Source organism: Terriglobia bacterium (assembly GCA_020072645.1).
Taxonomy (GTDB): domain Bacteria; phylum Acidobacteriota; class Terriglobia; order Terriglobales; family Acidobacteriaceae; genus Angelobacter.
Genome location: JAIQGK010000003.1, coordinates 32,493 through 56,916, shown reverse-complemented (window position 1 = coordinate 56,916; position 24,424 = coordinate 32,493). Strand labels below are relative to the sequence as shown.

Sequence of the window (24,424 nt, the reverse complement as noted above, 5' to 3'; positions counted from 1 at the left end):
CCGCTGAAAGGCGGGTTTTGTCGCCAGATAACTGTGACGGGTTAGTAGGCGTCATCTCCCATTGTGTTTCGATCAAACTTAAGGAGTCTGGCCGGAACACTCCCCTCACAGAAAGTAAAAGTGGAGGGAGCATTCTTGAATGGCTGAAGGTTGCACTTCCCAAAACCAAAGATGCGGCTGTGAGTGTCAGCCCGGGAAATCTCATAGACCGCTCGGGTTTGATAAATGCTCGGCAGTCCTTTCTGGTGATAGTTAACACAAACAATCAGTGCCGGAAATATTCCGGTACCCTCGGACAGGTGGTTGATATTCTCTGGCCGTATAGGGGCAGTAATGCCAATATTCAAATCAAACGGCCGGGGTTCACCGGGGAACACAACTACCTTTTGCGAAGTTACGGCCTTCATGTCAGGGGAGCTACAGAATCGGTCTTCTTCAGCAGCTACTCGATTCCAATATTCGCTATTGCTGAATTGTGGCATGAAAAATTCTTCACTTTGACTCACATCAGCGACGGAGTGGCCAACATTTGTAAAAGACAACTTGAACTGAATGGTGGCATTCGCTTCGATTCCCTGAGAGTTAGGGAGAGCTTTAATGAAACCGATATCACCCACTACTGGGAAGTTCCCTCTCGGTTGAACATCGACAATTTTGATCCAGGGACGCTCACTCAGCTCAAGTTGCTTGAGAGATGTGTCGGCGGCTTTGTTGGCCGCATCGGCACTTGCTTTGGAAGCATTAGCGGCATCGACGTTGGCGCGCATAGCTCTGTAGGTGAAACAAGTGTAGAACGCCAGAATAATGACCCCAATCACTTCCGTATAAAACTTTATCGTTTTGCGGAACTGCTCCTTTTTGTCCTTGGCTCGCTCTCGTCGGTTTTAGGTGGTGGGATGCTCACTACGGCGATAGGCCCGTTTGGCAGGGATTTGCTTTGGCCGTCGCTGGATTCATTATTGACGTTATCGCGATCAGAGTTTTTTCCTCGTGCTAGGAAGCCCAAAATAAATGCGATCAAAGTAGCATACATGTGAGCGCAATTTTAGCAATGAGGGCGTGAGACGCAAGTTAGGTGAGCGTTTATCGGCCACTTTGCACTTGACCAACATCCAAAAGCAGTCATCCACTTGTCGAGCGTGATCGCCGAGCCCAAAACATTGTTCCGAACTTAAGAGTGGACTGCTTATTGACCGTTCGCTCCGGTTCTTAATGGCACACCTTTATATAAGGTTTAAGCAGCGGCTTGCCTTTCCTCCTGCCAAACTTGTCCGCCCAACCAATACATTCCCGTTCCGGATCGGGACCGGGAAGCAATTAGGCCGTCAGGGTGCCATGATCAGGGGCAAGTCGGCCCTTAGCACACCCGACCGAATAAAAAATCGGGCATAGGTTCATAGCGGCACATTGGAATGGTACATGTCCTGCCGATTAATATTCGCCCCTATTACGACCTCTTCGTCCAAGCTAGAGACGAGAGGAAAGAACCGCCTAAACTGCTCATAAGATATCACTTAGGTAACATCCACTGTCTGCCTCAAAGTCTGGCCTCGTTATTAAAAGTTTTAATACACCCCCAATGAAACCTTAATCACCACCCCCCAGAATGTGCATTGCAATGCACTCCGGACAGGACTCGTGTGATCCGGCGGCACTAGCGATTTAGGAGAAAAACGATGAAACCGTCTTCCGGGACTCTCTGGTTCCTGCGCGTCTTCGTATGTGTAGTTGCACTCGTTTTTACGGTGGGCTACTACGGCCACGTTCGAGCGCAGAGCGGTACTGGTTCAGTAAGAGTTCCATTACGGCCTCTCGCGCCACTCTCAACCGTTCCCATTCCCCCGGTATTCGGCATGGAAGGAATCCTTGCCGACAAAACAGCGGCCATTGAGCTGGGCAAAGCGCTGTTCTGGGACATGCAGGCCGGCAGCGATGACATTCAGGCCTGCGCCAGCTGCCACTTCAATGCAGGAGCAGACAGCCGCGCCAATAACGAAGTAAATCCAGGCCAGGCGGGCGGCGATAGCACCTTCCAGCTCGGCGTTCCTTTCAACGGTTCACTGGGACCGAACTACCACTACAAAGCAGGCTCTGCTGACGCGGGATTTGGCGGCTACCACGACGGAGACTATCCGTTTCGCAAAGTGGCCGACGTTAACGACCGCTTCAGCGTAACTTCCGACGTCAACGACGTTTCCGGTTCGCAAGGGCAGTTTGGGTTGACCAATGACACGATCACGGTGACTCAGACGGGTGAGCATGCCCTTGGCGACGGCAATTCCGGCCAGGTTGATGGGCACAGAACCACGGACGATGGCAACGACAACGGGTTAACTTTCGGAAATGGCAGGCCAGGCTTGCCGGGCCGCAAGCCCGGGCCCACGAACAGTTCGAACAAGGGCACGAACACCAGCAACAACAGCCAATCAGGCAGCAAGAAGCAAAATAGCGGAGCCAGCGGCAACGCCACCAGCGTAGAATCCACCACTCCAGTGGTTGATCCGGTTTTCTCTTACCCGAGTGAAGCGGACCCGACGCAGCGAATCAACACCCGCAGGGTAACCGGCCGCAATACACCCAGCGCTGTGGATGCAGTCTTCAATTTCCGCAATTTCTGGGATGGGCGCGCGCAGAACGTTTGCAACGGCGCGAATCCATTCGGCACCCGCGATAAAGCAAACCACCTGCTGGTAGTAGATGCGATCGACGGCAAGCTGGGACCGACGCAAGTCAACATGGTGAATTCGGCCCTGTGCTCGCAATCGCTGGGCCCGATTTTGAGCTCGACAGAAATGTCGGCTGACAACCGCAACTTCCACCAGGTCGGCAAGAAATTGCTCGCTCGCGTGCCTTTGGCAAACCAGCTGGTTGATCCGACCGACAGCGTCCTGGGCGTTTTTTCAAAATCCCCCGACAAAGGACTGAAGACCAGCTATTCAGCGCTGGTGCAAAAAGCGTTCCAGCCGGAATGGTGGCAGTTCTCGCAGCACATTTGTGAAGCCGCCGACGGAACCATGACTGGCACGGTTGATCCGGCAAACTTAGAGACCTGCCCAGCCGGCACCAGCGATTACAGCCTGATGGAATACAACTTCTCGCTGTTCTGGGGCGTAGCGGTCCAGATGTATGAAAGCACTCTGGTGGCCGACCAGACGCCATTCGATAAATACCTGGAGCAGCAGCAAACATACACGCTGATTGGCGACAACCTGAAGAACCAGTACACCATTCAGTTGCAGCCCGGCATTACGCCTTACACACTCTCAGTCATTGGCTTGAACCCGACTCTGGATGCCAGCGACCAGGATACTTACGCGTTTGACGATGGCCAGGGACGCGTGATGGGCGGCGGAGTCAATGGGGCCACCATTGATTACGCCAGCGGCACGTTGAATATCTTCTTCTCCGACCCGCCGGTCTCCCAAGTCCCAGTCCAGATTAACTACTCCGTGGGAGCCGTTCCGTTGACTGAAGGACAGCTTCGCGGCTTGCACCTCTTCCAGGGTAAAGCAGGCTGCGTGGTTTGCCACGGCGGACCTGAGTTGTCCAACGCTTCCGTAGGAACCGTGACCGGCTTCCCGGTGGAACGGATGATCATGGAAGACGACAGCGCTCGCGTTTATGACACGGGTTATTACCACATTGGTGTACGGCCGGCGGCGGAAGATGGCGGCCTGGCAGGGACCGATCCGGTAGCCGGACTTCCACTATCACAAGCAGAACTCATGCGTCAGCACGCTTGCGACGGCGGCTATGAAATGGCTCTGGTGCCTGGACGCCGCGGTGACGGAATCGCTCCCTCACCGATGAATTGCAGCGACGACATTGCGCGCGGCGGGTTCTTCAAGGCCCCGCAGCTTCGCAACGTTGCCCTTACGGCGCCGTATTTCCACAACGGCAGCCAGCTCACGCTGGAGCAGGTAGTGGAGTTCTACAACCGCGGTGGCGACTTCAACACAGTTGAAGAAGTCAAGTACATGGACCCGGACATCGAGTTGCTGGGCCTGACCGCACAGGAAAAGATCGACCTGGTTGATTTCCTGCGCAACGGCCTTACGGACCCACGGACCGTCGCGCAAGCGGCCCCGTTCGATCATCCGCAGTTGTTCACGCCAAACGGTCATCCGCACAGCGCGAACGGCTATCCGATTACGCCCGACCCGAAACATCCGGACCGTGCGACAGACCAGCTTATGGAAATTCCGGCAGTGGGAGCCAAAGGCGGCAAGCCTCTTCCCACATTCCTGGAGAACCTGTTGGGAGGCCAAAATGCCGGCTCCAACTAGGTTCGCAATGGACAGAGCCTCGACCCAGCCTCCGGCGTGGTCAGGGCAGCAAGATCTAGACAACACATCAGCAAGGCAGAGCAGTACGAAATTGCAGTACACCGACGGAAGGAGCTTCAAAATGCGGGGATTTGAGCAACTAACCAAAAGATTCAAAGTGGCGGGAGTTGTACTGCTGCTGCTGATTATGGGTCTGGGCACGAAAGCACAAGCCCAGAGCCTGAACCCAATTCCGTGGCCGACGCCGGCTGCGGTCCCGGCGCCGACGCCGATACAACCGCCGCGTGAAGGCAATGAGCCAACCGGCTTTCAAATCACCGGGTTCATCCAGTACGCTTCACTGGACGCAACTCCGGGGCTGTGCAACAAGGATGATAATCCTGCACCCACGCCGGACAACCCCCCACTGCCGGCGCAGTGCAAGATTACGGGCGGCTGGGTTGAGGTAAACAATAACGTCATCCGCATTCCGCAGAGCACCGTGGTCATCTTCCCCAACACGCTCTTGACCTGGGAAGAAGCATTTGAGTTGAACCCGAACACGCACCAGACCGACCCGGTTTTTCAAACGGGACTGGCGATGGCCGACACGGTGCGCTTCCCCGGAACGTATCAAGCCAGCATCCAGGGAAACATTGTCAACGGACAATACATCGCCGGCATTGTTTACTTCTCTCAAGACCCGGCGAACTTCACGCAGGGCTATATCGAGAAACTCGATTACGCGAACGGCGTCATGGTCGTGAATGGAATGCGGGTTCAAATCAATGATCCGCCCATCACGTTCACGGTACCGAATCCGGATGGCACGCCGCTTCTGGATGGCTCTGGGAATCCGATCGTGCTGACGAAAGGCCGCTACAGCATTGGAAAGTCGGCTGATCCCCGTTTCGCCGTTGACCAGAACAACCCTACCGTAAACTCGCAGATCGGCTATCCGATGTGCATACCAGTCACGGCCCCCGGCGCTTATAACGGCGAGCTGGGTACTCCGGGCATTCCTGATCCATATCTTGGGGGGAATGACGATCCGCAGTGCCCTGAAATAAACCGTCCTCGTGACGCCATCAGCGGGACCGTATTGCAACCCATCTTCACCATGAACCTGCCGGGCGCTGCGCCGACGGTAGAGAACCCGTTTCCGCAGGACCCCTACCTGGAAGTGCCTTTCGAAGTAGGTGATTTCGTCAACATCATTGGCACGCTGGAGATGGATGACCAGGGACCTTTCATTACGGCAACCGACGTTGAAGCCCTGACAGTGGGCGCTTATACGTGGCCCGGATCTGATCCAGCCTACATTCACGAAGAAGTAGTCATCCAGGGCACCGGCGGAGTGGATCCAGCCTTTTTCCCGCAGGAAGCCGGCGTGCGCACCAGGGTGGAAGGCTTCACCACGGACGTTGGACGCCAGGTTGACGTCTCAGCGATTGATCAGGACTGCAACGGCAACCTGACATTCCGCGAGCCAGCATGGGCGGCAAACTTCCCGGTTGAGCCGGGACCTCCGGGCATCGGATTGAAAGGCCGCTGGCGCATGCGCTTCCCGCAGGGCGGCAACTTCCTGCCCGCCGTGCAGAACGTTGGATCACGCATTAGCGGCAGCGTTCCGGGTAAGAACAAGAATGGTCTGACCTATTCCGAATACCAATTGCCCAGCAGCGAGTTTATCTTCCCTGAAAACCAGGTGCCGGGCACCCGTCAGCCGAGGTCCAACTTTGCTGACATCCTGTGGCTGGATAACGGCATGGGCCAATTGCCGATGGTGAGTGACGTTTTCGACAGCAGCCAGATCCAGTTGGGCCAACAGCCGTTGCCGTTCTACCCCAATCAGGTGATGGGGCAATTGAATCCGTTCCCGGAAAATACGTTGCCTCCGCTGACCTGCGTGCCTGGCGCGATTACAACGCTCGCCGTGCCGAAGTTCACCTCTAACCCGAATCCGCCATTCGCTGGAGTTACAGTCACGCTTGACGGTACCGGCAGCAATCCGCCAACCGGTCCATTTACCTGGGCCCAGGTCATCAATCCTGGCGATCCAATCGTAACCATCAGCGACGTAAATGCCGCGCAGCCGACCTTTGTGGTCCCGACAATAGCAGCAGCGCAGAACCTGACGTTCTCGCTTCTGGTCGGGGACAATGGCAGCAACGGCAGCAGCGTCCCACCCTCTGCTCTGGCAACTCTGATCGTGCCGGTGATAATTGCTCCGCCCGGTACGGCGCCTGTTGTCAATGCAACGGCTTCTGGTCCGAACCCTGACGTTCAACTTCCCGGTGGACCGATTGTGCCTCCAGGCCCTGTGACGGGAACAACCATCACCGTTGCCAGCGGCGCACCGGTAACCCTCAGCGCAACCTGTGTTGATCCTGCACTAGCGCCGGGTGCACCATGCAACGCCACCTTCAATTGGACCTTAGTATCCCCGGCGGCTCTGCCTCCCGACGCTTCACTCTCGTCGACGACAGGCTCACCGGTGATCTTCACCGCGGGTACAGTGCCGGAGCTCACGCCAGCACAAACCTTCGTCTTCCAGGTGACGGCAACCAGCAGCGTAGCCCCGAATCTGGTTAGCGCGCCTGCACTCGTAACCGTAATTGTCCGTCCGGCCACTGACACGATCGTGATCAGCAACATTGTCTATCGCCGCACCAAGGGCCGTCTGATTGTGAACGTTAGCGACTTTACGCCGAACGTCACGCTGACGTGCACTTTGGACATCATCAACCCCGCCACCGGACTCCAGTGGCAAGGCGTGATGGGACCAATCATCCCATTCGCACAGGGCGTGTTCTCAATCCGCTTCAGCAACATACCGCCGCCGAACCAAGTGACCATCACTTCGGACGCTGGTGGATTTGCTCAGGGTGGCATCACGTTCCTGCGGTAACCGAACCCGGGGCTGCCGGACTTAGGTCCGGCAGCCCCAAGCAGAAAGTACTTCCCCCGCATCGGGCTCGAAGAAGCGGGATCGGCAACAAGAAGCATTCATCGAAGAGAGGAACCAAAATGAACTCGAACTTTATGCGGGCCGCAAGCAAGGACAGCAAACAGACCTTGCTAACTCGCTCATGGAAACGCAGCCTGATGCTGGCTCTGGTTACCCTAATGTGTGTATCCAGCGCGTTTGCAGGACCGGGCGTGCAAATAGCCAACCAAAACATGTTCCGTCCCAGTGGGTTGATTCTAGCCACAGTGCCCAACCCAGTTGCCGGTGGAGCTCCATTACACGACTGGTGGGTGGCGGATGAAGCTTCGGGCTTTTGCCGCCTGGATAACACTGGCCCATATGCCGGGCCGGCCACCGGACCTTCCAACGGTATTCTGAACCTCAGCACCTGCTACCTGCCGGGAACGTTCGCTCCGGTGGATTACCAGGTAGAAACTCGCGGTATCCTCAACAATCAGGGCGTTCCCACCAACGGTTATGTTTTCGTTGCTGGAATTAAAGAAATTACCCGCCTTGAATTCATGCCCTCCCCCACTGAACCGGGCAGAACCGTTATCAATGCAAAGGCGCAGATCAGCATTTACGACGGCGCAAAATCGCGGTTCACCAATGGCGCGCCGGTGAATGGCGCTCGCTTTGTACGCGACGTAAGAATGGGACCCGATGGCAAGCTGTATTTCTGCTTCCAGGGCAGCGGCGACATTTGGCGCGTCAACAATCCGCTGACTCCGAACTTTACCCCTGCCGGAAACACAGTGGAGCGCGTGGGAACCTCATTCGACGGAAATACGGTTCTCAGCATCGCCTTTGTTGGCAACGATCTGTGGCTGACGCAAGCCGGCTTTATCAACCGGATTCAGAATGCCGACAAGTGCAAGTACACGCTGCCTGCCTGCCAGGCCATTCTGGAGTTCGGCAAATTGCAGACCCAGCAGGGATTGGCTTCTGACCAGTTCATTTCCTCCATTCCCAATGGACGTTGGCTGTATTGGGGCAACGGCAACCGCATCATCCGCTATGACACTTTCAGCGCGGATAATATGCAGGTCTGGAACCAGGGCGGTTTTCCTTGCGCAGTACCTAAGGTCGGCCCGCCCTGCGCGCCCAGCCCGCTTCCTCAGGAATACAGTCTGGTGTTCGGCATTAACTTTATTCAGACCGCAACTCCAACAACGCTCACTTCCTCGCCCAACTCTGACGGTACTCCGGCCTTTATTGAGGACATGACCGTCACCACTGACCCGATCATTGAAGCTCCGCCTCCGGCCCTGGCTGGAATTCTGCCTAAGACCGGCAGAGCGTGGCTGTACCCGGCCTTCTCCGCGATGGTTCAGGAGCCTTGCAGTCCGCTTAGCCCAATTAACACGCCACCCAACCCGCCGCCATGCGTCAACAGCCAGATTGGCAATGACAATCCGCCTACTAGCGCTCCCAGCAACGACGCAGCAAGGCGCTCGGTCCTGCTCCTGAGCGGAGTCACCCATGCGCGAGGCTTGCTCTGGTTGCAGACCAACTGGTGGGTCTCTGACGAAGACCATGGCTTCTGCCGCATCGATCAGAACCCGATCACCGGCGCGGCATCCATGACCCATTGCTTCAAACCGGGCAGCTTTGTACCCGGACAGCCAGCGGCCTCTGCGCCCGATGCACTCGGCCACCAGAACGTCTATGTCCCGGATTCTTCGGGTTGCGTGATTCTGCCTTGCGGTCAGACCGGCAGCATCGCGCGGCTCGTCTTTATCCCAGATGGCACCGGCGGTACGGTGTCACAAACTGGCGTGCTGAATTCCGGCAGAGGCGTGCCTTCAGCAGTGGCCATTCCGACCGGCCCGTTCAACGATGGAGCCGTTTACATCGGCTACTACAACGTCGGGTCAATCAATAAAATCCAGTTTCCGGCAACGGCACCAACTGCAACCATCCCGGTAGGTGGACTCAGCAAGGGTGTTGGAGTCCTCAGCATGGCCTTCATGGGGAATGATCTCTATCTGGCCGAACTTGGACCACCGGCCAACCCCGCTGGGCAACTCGTCAAAGGCAGCCAAGTCACCGTGATTCAGGCAGCCTCACCCAGCACACAGAGGGGCGGAGCGCGCGAAGTGAATAAACCCATCTCGCGTTTGCAAAGCCCTGATCCGCAACTTGCGACCAGCCCGCAGGTCTTCATTAATCCTGCAGCTTTTGCCGTCGGCCCGGTTGGCGATCGTGAACGTTGCCTGCCGCCGCTCGGCGTAAAGCTGTCAGCCATCGTACCGGCTGATCCCGGGACCGCTCCTGGCCTTTACATGGGCAGCATGGGACTTCCGCCGGACAGCGCGGTAAGCGGCGGTTTGGCCCAGCCGCCTGAGGTAACCCAGTACGGATCTATCTGCACCACCATGATTGACTGGGTGGCTGAAGGCGCTCTTGATCCGCTGCGGAGCCTGAACGTGCCATTTGGACCGGTAACAGCGCTGGCGTTCAACAGCCTGACCGATTCCAGAGCGACACTGGCAATTGCTGACGATCCAACGTTGGTCGTTCCCGATCAGACGCTGCAAAAAAGCCAGCTCGTGCCGCCTACAACCGGGCAGCACGGACAGGGACACGTTTTCATCGTTCCGTAACTTCAACCTTAACCAACAGGCTGGCGGAAGATCGCCAGCCTTTTTTATTGCAATCCCGAGGAGGTAAACTGCTGCTTATGCGATTCATTTTTCTGGCTGTCATATTTTTATCTGGCTTGCTGTCATTCGCTAAAGACACACCAAAGGCAATGTTGGTAGTACACAATGACATCAAGGGGCCCATCATCGGGTTCGCTCACACAGAGGACTTTGAAATATTTGCGGACGGACGCGTGCGGTACAGCGAGTCCGGCAACGATCGCAAAACGGGCACTTTTAACATCAGGCTCACGCCTGCGCAGTTGCATCGATTGACGGCCTTGCTGAACAGCAAAGAAATGCGCACCGTGCCGGCTGAGATCCCTTCACAGATTCGAGTCGTGGATTTTGACTGGGAAGCGCAACTTAATTTCCGGCATGGTTCTGACCGGCAGACGATCGCGATTAAGAATTTCTATCCCATGCTGAACACACAACGCCCCACGTATCCCAAGTCGCTGATCGAACTCGAGTGTTTTCTGCGTGACGTCCAGGCCCGCGCCACCAAGCGGCCCGTTCATACTGAAGATGAAGACTGGTGCCCGGAGAAAGCGCAGTAAACTCAACCGGCGATTTCCGGCATCTTTATTGCGCTCGAACCACGCTGCGCTAAATAAACAACCCGCCGTTTTCGGCGGGTTATCTCGTCTGAATCCCTTGTGCGCTAGTGTTCCTTGCGCTGCTTGGCCAGTTCTTTCCTGCGTTCTTCCGCATGAATAAAAACGTCGTCAGGGTCCCTGAGATGCTTTTCCCACTTCTGGCGGACTTTGCCGTAGCGGCTCCAGTCGTCCAGCTCAAGCTGGTGCAGGTCTTCCAGAAATTCCTGGTTCATTTCCGCCTGCAGCTCCTGCGTGAAACTGGCGAACCGCTTTGCCGCTTTTGAATTGAATAATCCGGTCTGCTGCAATGTGTCGCAGTGGCCCACAATCGCCGCAAACGCTGTGTTGAGTTCTGAGAGGGTGTGATAAATCTGGGACTTTTGAGTAACATCAATAGTAGCCATTGTCGCCTCGTCGCTAGGTGCTTTGGTTAGGGACGTTACCCGGTCTTATCCACCGGGAGCGTCCCGACTTGCTTTATACACTCCGCGTGAAGTGGAAGCAACGAAAAAAGAGCGAACCACGCATATTATTCCCTCGCCCATCGACGCACCGGTTTCCCTTCTCTCGCACTGCGATCAATCTTTTGAATTTTTAATTTGTCCTTAACGGCAGCCTAATTCCGCCTGCCTATTCTTGCCATGTCTGGTAGTACGAACTTCAGGTTCCGGCTCCTTCCGGGCTGGATCCACGCACTGCAGTCTGAATTTTTTACGGGGATAGAGATAGCGGCATTCCCTTCCGGTCTCGACACCCGCTTTTTTGTTGAGTTGTTTTATTTTGCGGCGATATCTCTGTTGCTCCACAAAACAGGAATGTCATGCAATGCAATGCGGCAAGCGCGCGTTGACTTGCAATGCGACGGCAGAAAAGGCTTTGGCAGTATTTGACGAGCTAAATCACCAACATTTGAAAATTTAATCCGTCTCCAAGCCGCCCTTAATGCCACGGATATTAAGTATCGCTTTACGAGTATCGCAACACGAAGTATCGGGATAAGAGGAAAGTCCCTTCCGGGCTCCCATCCCTAAAGCAGTTTCAAACAAGGCTTTCATTTTGTCTGGCTTCAGCCACGGCTGAAGCCAATGGAGGAGTCCCCATGATTTCCGCACGCACATCCCTGCGAATTTCCGCTGTTCTATTGCTTGCGCTCGCGTTGAGCGCGTTTGCCGCGCCCGCCAGTGATTTCAGCGGTACCTACACACTGGGCGCAGCCGCAGCCGCGGGAAAAGACGTACAGCTCACGATCATGCTGAACGTCGCCAACAATACTTCCTCCAGCATCGGCAACGCCACCATTGCACTGCATGAGCCGCAGGCCGGCCGCATTGTTTATGGGCAACTGGCGGGACTTTCTCTTGTCGCCGGCAAGAGCACGCAGGTAAACGGATCATTCCGCGTGCCCCGGGCCTTGTACGAGTCCTGGCAAAAAGGCAGCAGTCCGGCCATGAGCGTTACGTACAGCGATGCTCAAGGCAATTCGGTCCAGACATTTATTCAGTTCTAAGCACCCCCTTTGGAGGCAACACCCATGCGCGCCCAAATTTCCACGCGAATCAATACAGGAACCAAGCCTGCCGGATTGCTCCGGCTTTTAGCCATGTTAGTGATGCTAATGGCGGTCCTGTCTCCTCTGGCCGCGCAGGCCCAGGGGAATTATGTCTATGTGAATAACCAGACGGCCGCCAACTCGGTCTCTGGCTATTCAGTCTCCGCCACGGGTGCGCTCACGCAATTGAGCGGCTCGCCCTTTGCCACCGGCGGAGTGGGCGCGAATGTGGTGTGCTACGGACTCAACCGGATCACCCTCAGCCAGATCAACAACCTGGTGTTTGTGGCCAACACGGGCGACCGCACTATCACCTCGTTCCAGATCAATCCCGCAACCGGAATACTCACCCGCGTTGCCGGTTCGCCATTTCCCACGCTGCTCACGCTGGATTCATGCCAGGGCATTTCATTGGCGGCAACGCCGGACGGCAATTTCCTGTTTGCTTCAAGCAATGGCCAGATTGAAACTTTCACCATCAACGCCGGTGGTACGCTGACTCCATTGGCGACGCCTCTTACGCCGAACTGCTGCTCGCCCAACGCCGGCATGGTGGTTTCTCCCAACGGCCAGTTCCTGGCAATCTCAAATCAAACCAGCGTATCGATGTTTACCATCAACGCCGGGGTATTGACGCAGGTCACGGGTTCACCATTTGCCAAGACAGGTTCAGGAAGTCTTTCCGGTTTGGATTTCAGTTGCGCCGCGGATCGTCTCTACGCCGGTGAAGCCACCGGCAGTCCCGCCCTTGCGGACGGGTGGACCATAGATAACGCGCTGGGCAGCCCCACACTGGGAGTTCTTACACCAGTGCCGGGAACGCCGTTCACTTCTTCAGGAAACAATTCCAACCTGGTCTTATATAGTCCGGACAATAGTTTGCTTTTCCAAAGCAATCAGTTCACCAACAGCATCAACTCTTTCACGGTGAATCCTGATGGCAGCCTGGTGAATGTTGGAAAATTCGGCACAACCACCCAGGTACACACGCCCGCGGGAATGGCCACCGATGCTACCGGCACCTTCCTTTATGTAGCGGACGACGCTTTTGGAGTCGCGGTATTCAGGATCGGCAATGGCGGCGTGCTGATGGGATTGAGTGACGTTGCCATCAATCGCCCCGGTGAAATTCAGGATCTGGTGGCGTATCCGGCGCGCAGTTGCACCACGGCGGACCTTACGCTCACGATGTCGGTGGTTCCCGGCGCCGTTCAGGCGGGCGCCCCGGTCCAATATACGCTGAACATCACCAACAACAGCAGCACCACAATTTCATCGGCTGTGGTGTCAGACACGTTCCCGCCCACGCTCAGCGCCGGCGGAAGTTCGCCCATCGTGAATCCAGCAGGCGCATCGCGTCAAAACAGCGTTACGGGCCCCAGCACTGTCACGATCACAACCACCGTCCCCCATCTGTTACAGCCCGGTGAAAACGTTACCATCAGCTCAGTGCCCGCGCCCACCACGCCGAACCCGATCCAGTCCGGCTTCTTCCTGACAGATCCCACATTCAACGGCGTGTATCAGGTTTTAACGACCACCGCCAACACCTTTACCTACCAGCAGTCGCTTACAACCTCGTCGTTCCCGCGGCCGACACTTGTGATCGCTCCCACCAACGGCGCGCAGCGTTTGAATGGCACCGTAACAATCACAACCACGCAGATATTCCAGCTCCCGGCGGGCGAGACCCTGACGATTGCCAACGTGGGTAACCCAAGTTTCAACGTACCGGACCCCGGAGTTGCCGTCACGCAAATTGCGTCCAACAAATTTACCTATCAGCAGCCGGGCCTGCCGGACGCTTTAAGCGGTGGTGGAAGTGCCATCGCGCCCAACAATGTGCCTTCTTCAGATAAGGCGGGCGGTGGAAGCACCAATCTTGCAACCTGCCTTGTAACCACTGGCCCGGGCACTTGCGGCTTCTTTAACTTCGCTCCGCATCCGGTGATCGTCGCCGGCACAGGCGCAAATCGTGCCAGCAATGTGGTCACCATCACCACCACGGCGCCGCATCAGATTTTTGCCGGACAGACAGCCACCATCAGCGGCGTAGCGAACACCACGTTTAATGGAGCATTCGTGGTGAAGTCAGTTCCTTCTCCCACGACATTTACTTATAACCAGACCGCGGCCAACGCAATCAGCGGCGGCGGCAGCGTGAGTGTCCCTGCCACGCAGGCCCAGTTAATTACGTTCCCGAACCTGGGCTTCAATGAAACGCGTACCGTCCTGCTGAACGCGACGACCAAAGGCACTTTGACCAACGGGACCGTCGTTATCAACACAGCAAATATCAGTAACAAATCCACGGTGGACCCGAATCCGAATGACAACACCGCCAGCGCACCCATCACGATTGGCACGCAAAGCGGGACCACGCTAACTGTCCCGACTGCCACCGGCCCTTACGGCGGCAATGCCACTGTGACTGCAACGCTGAAAACCAGCAGCGGCACACCGGTTCCGAACGAAACAATTGGATTCAACTTCAACCAGAACAACAGCAACTACAACGCGGTAACGGACGCCAACGGCGTAGCCACGGTTCTGGTCCCGCTCGGCTTCACCACAGTCGGCACGCACCCACAAGCTTTCACCGTAACTTTTGGTGGCGATGCGAGCTTTGCCGCCAGCAGCGCTCTGGGCGACTTGATCGTAACCAAGGCGCAGTTGACCGTCACGGCGGACAATCAGTCCAGGCTGTATGGCGATCCAAATCCGCCTTTCACTTACACCATCACCGGTTTTGTTAACGGCGACGATATCTCAGTGGTAAGCGGAACAGCGGATTGCACCAGCGCCGCCACCCCGGCAAGCCCGGTTGGAACCTATCCAATCACGTGCACTGTTGGAACTCTTTCCGCGCAGAATTACGTGTTCGTATTCGTGGACGGCACTCTCACGGTAAATCCGGCGCCCTTGACCGTGAACGTGGACAGCGTATCGCGCCCCTATGGCGATCCCAACCCGGTCTTCACCGGCACGATCACCGGAATCAAGAACGGCGACAACATCACGGCAACTTACAGCACCACGGCCACGATCACCAGCTTCGTAGGAACATACCCGATCACTGCGACCCTGTCTGACAACGGCACTGGGACCCTGACGAATTACGCAGTCACAATCAATAACGGCACGCTGACGATTACGCCCGCGGCCCTGGTGGTGACGGCCAATAACGCGGCGCGTCTCTATGGCGATCCGAATCCGCCTTTCAGCGGGACCATTGCTGGAATCAAGAATGGCGACAACATCACCGCCATCTATACAACTACCGCCACGCCGGCCAGCCCCATCGGAACGTATCCGATTATTCCGACGCTGACGGACAACGGCACCGGCACGCTGGTGAACTATGTCGTCACGACGAACAACGGGTCACTTGTTATTAGCCCGGCTCCGCTGACAGTAACAGCGGCTAACGCCACCATGCCTTACGGTGGTCCAATACCAGTCCTGACCGGCTCGATTGTCGGCATCAAAAATGCCGATAACATCACGGCCACTTATAGCACCACGGCCACTGTTACGAGCCCGGCAGGAACTTATCCCATCGTGCCCGCGGTCTCCGACAACGGCACCGGCGTCCTTTCCAATTATTCGGTGACGCTCATCAATGGAACTCTCACTGTGACCCAGGCAATTCTCACAGTGACGGTGAACAATGCCAGCATGATCTATGGCGATCCGCTCCCGGTCTTTACCGGAACCATCGCCGGCATCGTGAACGGCAACAACATCACGGCCACTTACAGCACCACGGCAACCTCGGCCAGCCCGGTGGGAACATATCCCATCACGGCCACTGTTTCTGACAACGGTACGGGCGCTCTGGCGAACTACATTGTCGTAATTAATAACGGCGTTCTTACCATCACCGGGGCGCCTCTGACTGTAACGGCCGCCAACGCCAGCATGATCTATGGCGATCCGCTGCCGGTGTTGACAGGCAGCATTGTAGGCATTAAGAACGGCGACAACATCACGGCAACCTTCAGCACCACGGCAACCTCGGCCAGCCCGGTCGGAACGTATCCAATCGTCCCGACTCTGATTGATCCGAACAATGTGCTGGGCAACTACACCGTCATCTCGGTCAACGGAATCCTGACCATCAATCCGGCACCGCTGACGGTGACGGCCGATAACGCCAGCAAGCTGTTTGGCACGGTCAATCCGCCACTGAGTGGCGTGATTGCTGGAATCAAGAACGCCGACCCGATCACGGCCACTTATTCCACTACGGCTACCGCAACCAGCCCGGTGGGAACGTATCCGATCACTCCTGCACTGGTTGACCCCGCAGGGAAGCTCGGCAACTACACGGTAACTTCGAACAACGGCACCCTGACGGTGAATGCGGCCCCGACGGCCAACTTCGTGTTCGTCAACAACCAGGGAGCGACTACAAACAACATCAACGGCTACTCGGTGGCCGCTGATGGCACGCTGACCGCGCTGGCCGGTTCGCCGGTAGCAACTGGCGGTCTGGGTGCGAACGCAGCCTGCTCTTCTGTGAACCGTCTGGCTCTGAGCGCCGGCAACAACCTGCTCTTTGTCTCAAACGGCGGCGACCAGACCATCAGCGCATTCGCGATCGATCCGACAAGCGGCGCGTTGACGGCGGCAGCCGGATCTCCGTTCGCTTCCGGCCTCACGCTGGATGCGTGCAGCGGAATTTCGCTGAGCGCCACGCCTGATGGACAGTTCCTGATGGCTTCCAGCAATGGCCAGATCAAGACCTTCAGCATCGGCGCGGGTGGCATATTGACTGCGCTCTCCACCGCCGCAAACCCAGTTCTCCCGAATGCCGGCATGAAGATTTCGGCCAACGGACAGTTCCTGGCAGTCTCGAACCAGACCAGCGTTTCGGTCTACACCATCAATGGCGATGGTTCTCTGACCGCGGTCGCGGGCTCGCCGTTCGCGGAGACTGGCACGGCTACCTTGGCCGGTCTTGACTTCAGCTCCACCAGCGGATTGCTGTACGGAGCCGAAGCCAGCGCAACCGGCGCTTTCGCGGATGCCTGGACTGTAGGCACGAGCGGAGCACTTTCGGCAGTGGCCGGCAGCCCGTTCAGCACCACGGCGATTAACTCCAACGTGGTTCTGCTCAGCCCGAACGACAGCTTCCTGTTTGCCAGCAACACCGGCAGCGCAAGCGTCAGCTCCTACGGCGTAGGCCTGGGTGGCGCTCTGACCGGCGTCTCCAGCTTCGGTGCTCTGCACGCCCCTGTGGGCATGGCGACCGATCGTTCCGGCAGCCTGCTCTATGTGGCTGACGATACCTTCGGCGTCGCCGTGTTCAGCATCAATGGCGCGGGCTCGCTCTCACAACTGAATGACACAGCCATTACCGGCGCAGGCCAGGTCCAGGACCTGGTTGCCTATCCGCCGCGCATGGCCAGCAACGCAGATCTGAGCGTCGCCATTTCGGCTTCCTCGCCCAACGTGGTGGCCGGCCAGAACGTAAGCTTCACTATTACGGTAACCAACAACGGAGCTGATCCGGCATCGGCCACTGTCACTGACGCTCTGCCTTCAGGCTTCAGCGTTGTGTCCTGCACAGCCACCGGCAACGGCGCCTGCATCGGCAACACTGGTGCGGCAACCTTCTACCTGCTGCAAAGCGGCGAGACGCAAACTGTGACCCTGGTGACTTCCACCAGCCTGTCAATTCCTGACGGCACCATCGCCAGCAACAGCGCGAGCATCAGCAACAGCTCAGCGGTTGATGCGAATGCCGCAAACAACTCAGCCAGCGTCAGCGTCACCGTGGCCCAGCCGATTACTACGGTCCTCACAGTTTCGGCAGCCAGCGGGGCCTACGGCGGAAGCACGACGCTATCGGCTACGTTGACGAACTCGACTAACAACCCAATCGCCGGGAAGACGATAGTCTTCTCGCTGAACGGGACCCAGGTAGGCAGCGCTGTGACTGATACGTTCGGCCTGGCGACAATTCCTGCCAGCCTGGTTGGCATCAACGCCGGAACCTACACCGGCGGCATAACTGCCAGCTTCGCCGGCGACCCGAACAACAAACCTGCCAGCGGCAGTGCAGATCTGACGGTCAATCCTGTACTGCTGACGGTGACGGCAAGCAACGCCACCAGGGTCTATGGCGATCCGAATCCTGTGTTTGCTTTCTCCATCGCCGGCTTTGTAAATGGTGAGACCGCGGCGGTCCTCACCGGCAGTCCGAATTGCACTACCCTTGCTGATCCGACCAGCCCGATTGGCTCGTACGCAATCACCTGCGCTCAGGGTACTCTCGCGGCCTCGAATTACACGTTCACATTCGTAAGCGGAACTCTGACGATTTCGCCGGCTTCACTGACGGCAACCGCAGCCAACGCCAACCGCCTGTACGGTGACCCGAACCCAACGTTTACCGGCACGATCACTGGCATCAAGAATGGCGACAACATAACTGCGGTTTATTCGACCACGGCAATCCAGACCAGCCCGGTTGGAACCTATGCCATCACGGTTGGCCTGGTTGACCCGACCAACAAGCTGGGCAACTACATAGTCACGTTGAACAATGGAACGCTCACCATCAACCCGGCCCCCCTGACGGTTACGGCCGCTAACGCAACCATGGCTTTCGGTGGACCGGTTCCGGCCCTGACTGGCACGATCACCGGAATCAAGAACGGCGATAACATCACCGCGACCTATAGCACCACGGCGACTTCTGCCAGCCCGGCGGGAACTTATCCCATCGTACCCGCGCTGGTTGATCCAACCGGCAAGCTGGGCAACTACACCGTAACCAGCAACAACGGTACGCTGACAATTACCCAATCCGTTCTAACGGTGACGGCGGCCAATGCCAGCATGATTTATGGCGATCCATTGCCGCTGCTGACCGGAACAATTACCGGCATCCAGAATGGCGACAACATCACCGCGACTTACACCACGGTTGCCACTTCTGCCAGCCCGATCGGAACTTACGCCATCGTGCCTGTGCTGTCTGACAACGGCACTGGCGCCCTGGCCAACTACACCGTTGTGATTAACAATGGCGTGCTGACCATCAACCCGGCGCCTCTGAACGTGGCTGCCGCGAACGCCAGCATGATCTACGGTGATCCTCTGCCGCTGTTGACTGGCAGCATTGTGGGCATCAAGAACGGTGATAGCATCACCGCCACGTTCAGCACTACGGCAACTTCGGCCAGCCCAGTCGGAACGTATCCAATCGTCCCGACTCTGCTTGATCCGACGAACAAACTTGGCAACTACACCGTCACTTCCAGCAACGGAGTCCTCACAATCAATCCTGCTCCGCTGACGGTAACGGCTGACAACGCAAGCCGCCTGTTTGGCACGCCGAATCCGCTCTTCACCGGTGTGATTACGGGAATCAAGAATAGCGACTCGATTACGGCGACGTACTCGACCACCGCAACCGCTACCAGTCCGGTGGGCACGTATCCGATCACGCCTGCTCTGGTTGATCCCGCAGGCAAGCTCGGCAACTACACCGTAACTTCAAATAACGGCACGTTGACGGTGAACGCAGCCCCAACGGCCAACTTCGTGTTCGTCAACAACCAGGCAGCAACCGGCAACAGCATCAATGGCTACTCGGTGGCCGCTAACGGCACGCTGACGGCGCTGGCCGGTTCGCCGGTAGCAACTGGCGGTCTGGGTGCGAATGCAGCTTGCTCTTCTGTGAGCCGTCTGGCTCTGAGCGCGGGTAACAACCTGCTGTTTGTCTCCAACGGCGGTGACCAGACCATCAGCGCATTCTCCATCGATCCCACAAGCGGTGCGTTGACGGCTGCGGGAGCGCCGGTTGCCTCCGGCCTTACTCTTGATGCGTGCAGCGGAATTTCGCTGAGCGCAACCCCTGACGGACGCTTCCTGATGGCATCCAGCAACGGCCAGATCAAGACGTTCAGCATTGGCGCGGGTGGCGTACTTGCTTCGCTCTCCACCGCTGCAAACCCGGTTGTGCCGAACGCCGGCATGAAGATTTCAGCCAACGGACAGTTCCTGGCCGTCTCGAACCAGACCAGCGCCTCGGTCTACACCATCAATCCTGATGGTTCTCTGACTGCAGTCGCAGGCTCACCGTTCGCAGAGGCCGGAACCGGAACGCTTGCGGGTCTGGACTTCAGTTCCACCAGCGGCCTGCTGTTCGGTGCAGAAGCCAGCGCAACGGCTTCCCTGGCGGATGCCTGGACCGTGGGTGGCAATGGTGCTCTCTCGGCCATAACCGGCAGCCCGTTCAGCATCGGTGCGGTTAACTCCAACGTTGTTCTACTCAGCCCGAACGATGGCTTCTTGTTTGCCAGTAACCAGGGCAGCGCCAGCCTGACTTCGTTCAGCGTGGCCGCGGGCAGCCTCACCAGCCTCGGCAGCTTCGGTTCGCTGCACGCTCCTGTGGGCATGGCGACTGATCGTTCCGGCAGCCTGCTCTTTGTGGCTGACGATACCTTCGGCGTGGCCGTGTTCAGCATCAGTGGCGCGGGCTCGCTCTCACAACTGAATGACACAGCCATCAGCGGCGCAGGCCAGGTCCAGGACCTGGTTGCCTATCCGCCGCGCATGGCCAGCAACGCAGATCTGAGCGTCGCGATTTCGGCTTCGTCGCCCAACGTGGTAGCCGGCCAGAACGTGACCTTCACCATCTCAGTTACCAACAACGGAGCTGATCCGGCGGCGGCGACCGTCACTGACGCTCTGCCTTCAGGCTTCAGCGTTGTATCCTGCTCGGCGACGGGCAACGGCGCCTGCATCGGCAACACTGGTGCGGCAATGTTCTACCTGCTGCAAAGCGGCGAGACGCAAACTGTGACTCTGGTGACTTCCACCAGCCTGTCGATTCCTGACGGCACCATCGCCAGCAACAGCGCGAGCATCAGCAGCAGCTCCGCGGTTGATCCGAATGCCGCCAACAACTCGGCCAGCGTCAGCGTCACTGTGGCCCAGCCTTCTACCACCACGATAGCGGTGGCAGCGGCCACCGGCACTTACGGCGGCAGCACCACGTTCTCGGCGACCTTGAGCGCAACCAGCGGTCCTCTGTCCGGCAAGACGCTCAGCTTCACGCTGAACGGCACGCCTGTGGGTAGCGCAGTAACGAACGCCTCCGGCGTTGCTTCACTCACCACCAGCCTCGGCACGATCGGGGCAGGCTCGCATCCTGGGGCCGTGACTGCCAGCTTTGCCGGCGACGCAAACAACCAGGCCGCCAGCGGCAGCGGCAGCCTGACCGTCAATCCCGCGCTGTTGATCATCACTGCGGCCAATGCCAGCAGAGCGTATGGAGACCCGAACCCGGCGTTCACCGGTACCATCACTGGCATCCAGAACGGCGACAACATCACCGCAACGTATAGCGCCACCGCCATCGCCACCAGTCCTGTGGGAACGTATGCCATCGTGCCCACGGCGTCTGACAACGGTACCGGCGCGCTGGCGAACTACACTGTCACGCTCAACAACGGTACGCTCACCGTTAATCCGGCTGTGTTGACCGTAACCGCGGCCAACGCCAGCATGATCTTCGGCGATCCAGTTCCGGCCCTGAGCGGCACTGTCACCGGAATCAAGAACGGTGAGAACATTACGGCCAGCTACAGCACCACGGCGACCTCAACCAGCAACGTGGGCACTTATCCCATCGTGCCTGCAGTGTCTGACAACGGTACGGGCGCCCTGGTGAACTATACGGTCGCGCTCAACAACGGCGCGCTCACCATCAACCCGGCCCCGCTGACCGTAACCGCGGCCAACGCCAGCATGGTGTTCGGTGATCCGGTTCCGGCGCTGAGCGGCACGATCAGCGGGATCAGGAACGGCAACAACATCACCGCCACTTACAGCACCACGGCGACCTCTACCAGCAACGTGGGCACTTATCCCATCGTGCCCACGCTGTCTGACAACGCTACAGGAGCCCTGGCCAATTACACCGTGACGAGCGTCAATGGCACACTGACGATTACACCTGCTCCGTTGACTGTAACTGCGGCCAACGCCAGCATGATCTACGGCGATCCTCTGCCGGCTTTCAGCGGCACGATCATTGGAATCAAAAACGGCGACAACATCACGGCCACTTACAGCACCACGGCAACCTCGGCCAGCCCAGTGGGAACCTATCCCATTGTGCCCACGCCGTCGGATAACGCCAGCGGCGCTCTGGCCAACTACACTGTCACACTCGTCAATGGCAATCTGACCATCAACCCGGCTCCGCTGACGGTTTCAGCCGCCAACGCCACGCGCGTTTATGGCGATCCGAACCCGGTCTTCACCGGCACGCTCACTGGAATTAAGAACGGCGATAACATCACCGCGACTTACTCCAGCGTAGATGCCACAGCCGCAGTGGGAACGTATCCAATCGTGCCTGCTCTGGTTGATCCCACGAACAAGCTCGGCAACTACACTGTCACGTCGAATAATGGAACGCTGACGATTACGCCAGCGCCGCTGACGGTCGCGGCAGCTGACGCGACTCGTTTGTATGGCGATCCAAGCAACCTGAGCGGAACCATCACTGGAATCAAGAACGGTGACAACATCACCGCAACTTACTCCAGCGCCGATCCGACGACCGCCGTGGGAACGTATCCAATCGTGCCCACGCTGGTTGATCCTACCAACAAGCTCGGCAACTACACCGTAACCTCGACCAACGGCACACTGACTGTAACTCCTGCGCCGTTGAGCCTGGTTGCTGCAAACTCAACCCGCGCTTATGGTGATCCAAACAATCTGAGCGGGACGCTCACTGGCGTGAAGAACGGTGACAACATCACCGCGGTTTACAGCACCACGGCCACCGCCACCAGCGCACCAGGAACCTATCCGATCACGGCTTCCCTGCTTGATCCAACCAGCAAGCTGGGCAACTACAGCGTGACCATCACCAACGCCACGCTGACGGTGACTCCGGCCACGCTGACCGTCACCGCAGCTAACGCCAGCATGGTTTTCGGTGATCCAGTTCCAGCTCTCAGCGGGACGATCTCCGGAATCAAGAATGGCGATAACATCACCGCAACCTACAGCACCAGCGCCACCTCGGCGAGCCCGGTTGGAACGTATCCAATCGTGCCCGCAGTCTCGGATAACGCGACCGGCACCTTGGCGAACTACACGGTCGTAATCAACAATGGCACGCTCACCATTAGCCCGGCTCCGCTGGTTGTGACCGCAGCCAACGCCAGCCGCCTGTATGGCGATCCGAATCCTGCATTTACCGGCACCATCACCGGCTTGAAGAATGGTGACACCATTGGCGCCATCTTCTCGGCGGCTGCCGATCCAACCAGCCCGGTCGGAAACTATGCAATCATTCCGACCCTGACTGATCCGAACAATCAGCTGAGCAACTACTCGGTCACTCTCAACAATGGCGTACTCACGGTTGCTCCGGCGCCGCTGAGCGTAGTTGCCGCCGATGCTTCCCGCTTGTATGGCGATCCCAACCCTGCATTCACCGGCACTCTGACGGGCATTAAGAACGGCGATAACATCACTGCCAGCTTCAGCAGCGCGGCTGATCCAACCAGCCCTGTGGGAACGTATCCAATCGTGCCCGCTCTGGCTGATCCCACGAATAAGCTGGCGAACTACGTAGTGACTTCAACCAATGGAACGCTTACCGTAAGCCCAGCGCCACTGACCATCCAGGCCAATGACGCTACGGCGCCGGTCGGCGGACCGTTCCCAGCCTTCACAGGGACGATTACCGGCCTGAAGAATTCAGACGTAATCACGGCGTCCTACAGCACTACGGCAGATGCCACCAGCCCGGCTGGACAGTACCCAATCATCCCCGCAGCGGACCCGAGCCCCGCGCTTGGGAACTACGCGGTGACGTTGATCAATGGAACGCTGACCTTGCAGTAAACGAAAAAAATCCAGGGCTGGCTGATCGTTCAGTCGGCCCTGGAATTCTTCAAAATCCCGGCGAGTCAATCTCAACCAACAACGCAAGAGCAGAAAAGGGACGGCCTAGGGTCGATCCCTTTTTTACGCTCCTCATACCTAATTGCCCCGACATCAGATAAATCCTTGAGCAAAGGCTGCCAGGAATATTCGGCTGCCTTATTCCAGACAAATAGGAAAAATTCTGACACCGCACGCTGGCAAACACGCGCAAACACTGCAAATTTTCTCCAGATTAAAAACTTTAATGATTCTCCAATGTCGGTCTAATTCCTAAGGCCTAAAACTGAGGACACTAATTGGCGAATCTTCGCCTTTTTAATGGGCACAGCTCGCTCTTCCGATGTTTGCGAAGCTGGGCTTGGTGAAGATCGCAACTGTCCGCACTCTCGAGGGAGTAGCTCGCAATGCGGCAGTCGTTGTTTTGCACGGATGAAACCTTGCCATCATAAAAAAGCAAGGAAGAT

The 24,424-nt window shown here is 57.5% G+C and carries 8 protein-coding genes; 7 read left to right on the top strand and 1 reads right to left on the bottom strand.

From position 1 onward, the window contains the following. Nucleotides 1-17: 17 nt before the first annotated feature. The 5 genes from LAO76_03705 to LAO76_03685 all read left to right on the top strand — a co-directional run bounded on the left by LAO76_03705 (nucleotide 18) and on the right by LAO76_03685 (nucleotide 10,441). Nucleotides 18-1,037, top strand: a complete 1,020-nt coding sequence (locus LAO76_03705) for a hypothetical protein (protein ID MBZ5490022.1) — start codon at nucleotides 18-20, stop codon at nucleotides 1,035-1,037. A 639-nt stretch (nucleotides 1,038-1,676) separates the two neighbouring features. Beyond that, on the top strand, nucleotides 1,677-4,286 hold the full coding sequence (locus tag LAO76_03700; protein ID MBZ5490021.1) for a hypothetical protein: 2,610 nt from the start codon (nucleotides 1,677-1,679) through the stop codon (nucleotides 4,284-4,286). Between the two features lie 121 nt (nucleotides 4,287-4,407). Further along, the gene (locus tag LAO76_03695; GenBank protein ID MBZ5490020.1) at nucleotides 4,408-7,176 is read left to right on the top strand and encodes a hypothetical protein; all 2,769 of its coding nucleotides are present in this window, start codon (nucleotides 4,408-4,410) and stop codon (nucleotides 7,174-7,176) included. A 119-nt stretch (nucleotides 7,177-7,295) separates the two neighbouring features. Then, on the top strand, nucleotides 7,296-9,842 hold the full coding sequence (locus tag LAO76_03690; protein ID MBZ5490019.1) for a hypothetical protein: 2,547 nt from the start codon (nucleotides 7,296-7,298) through the stop codon (nucleotides 9,840-9,842). A gap of 77 nt (nucleotides 9,843-9,919) precedes the next feature. Further along, nucleotides 9,920-10,441 (top strand): hypothetical protein, encoded by a 522-nt coding sequence (locus tag LAO76_03685; GenBank protein ID MBZ5490018.1) that lies wholly within the window; start codon nucleotides 9,920-9,922, stop codon nucleotides 10,439-10,441. A 104-nt stretch (nucleotides 10,442-10,545) separates the two neighbouring features. Here LAO76_03685 and LAO76_03680 read toward each other — a convergent pair whose 3' ends face one another. Then, on the bottom strand, nucleotides 10,546-10,884 hold the full coding sequence (locus LAO76_03680; protein MBZ5490017.1) for a hypothetical protein: 339 nt from the start codon (nucleotides 10,882-10,884) through the stop codon (nucleotides 10,546-10,548). 695 nt (nucleotides 10,885-11,579) lie between these two features. On the opposite strand from LAO76_03680, the gene LAO76_03675 reads away from it, so the two are divergent. After that, nucleotides 11,580-11,987, top strand: a complete 408-nt coding sequence (locus tag LAO76_03675; protein MBZ5490016.1) for a hypothetical protein — start codon at nucleotides 11,580-11,582, stop codon at nucleotides 11,985-11,987. A 24-nt stretch (nucleotides 11,988-12,011) separates the two neighbouring features. Next, entirely contained in the window at nucleotides 12,012-23,918 is an 11,907-nt protein-coding gene (locus tag LAO76_03670) for a beta-propeller fold lactonase family protein (GenBank protein ID MBZ5490015.1), read from the top strand. The last annotated feature ends 506 nt before the right edge of the window (nucleotides 23,919-24,424 follow it).

Excerpts from the sequence above, each read along its gene's own strand:
- LAO76_03690 (MBZ5490019.1), top strand. The coding sequence starts at position 7,296 with ATGAACTCGAACTTTATGCGGGCCGCAAGCAAGGACAGCAAACAGACC.
- LAO76_03675 (MBZ5490016.1), top strand. The coding sequence starts at position 11,580 with ATGATTTCCGCACGCACATCCCTGCGAATTTCCGCTGTTCTATTGCTT.
- LAO76_03695 (MBZ5490020.1), top strand. The coding sequence starts at position 4,408 with ATGCGGGGATTTGAGCAACTAACCAAAAGATTCAAAGTGGCGGGAGTT.
- LAO76_03680 (MBZ5490017.1), bottom strand. The coding sequence starts at position 10,884 with ATGGCTACTATTGATGTTACTCAAAAGTCCCAGATTTATCACACCCTC.
- LAO76_03700 (MBZ5490021.1), top strand. The coding sequence starts at position 1,677 with ATGAAACCGTCTTCCGGGACTCTCTGGTTCCTGCGCGTCTTCGTATGT.
- LAO76_03670 (MBZ5490015.1), top strand. The coding sequence starts at position 12,012 with ATGCGCGCCCAAATTTCCACGCGAATCAATACAGGAACCAAGCCTGCC.
- LAO76_03685 (MBZ5490018.1), top strand. The coding sequence starts at position 9,920 with ATGCGATTCATTTTTCTGGCTGTCATATTTTTATCTGGCTTGCTGTCA.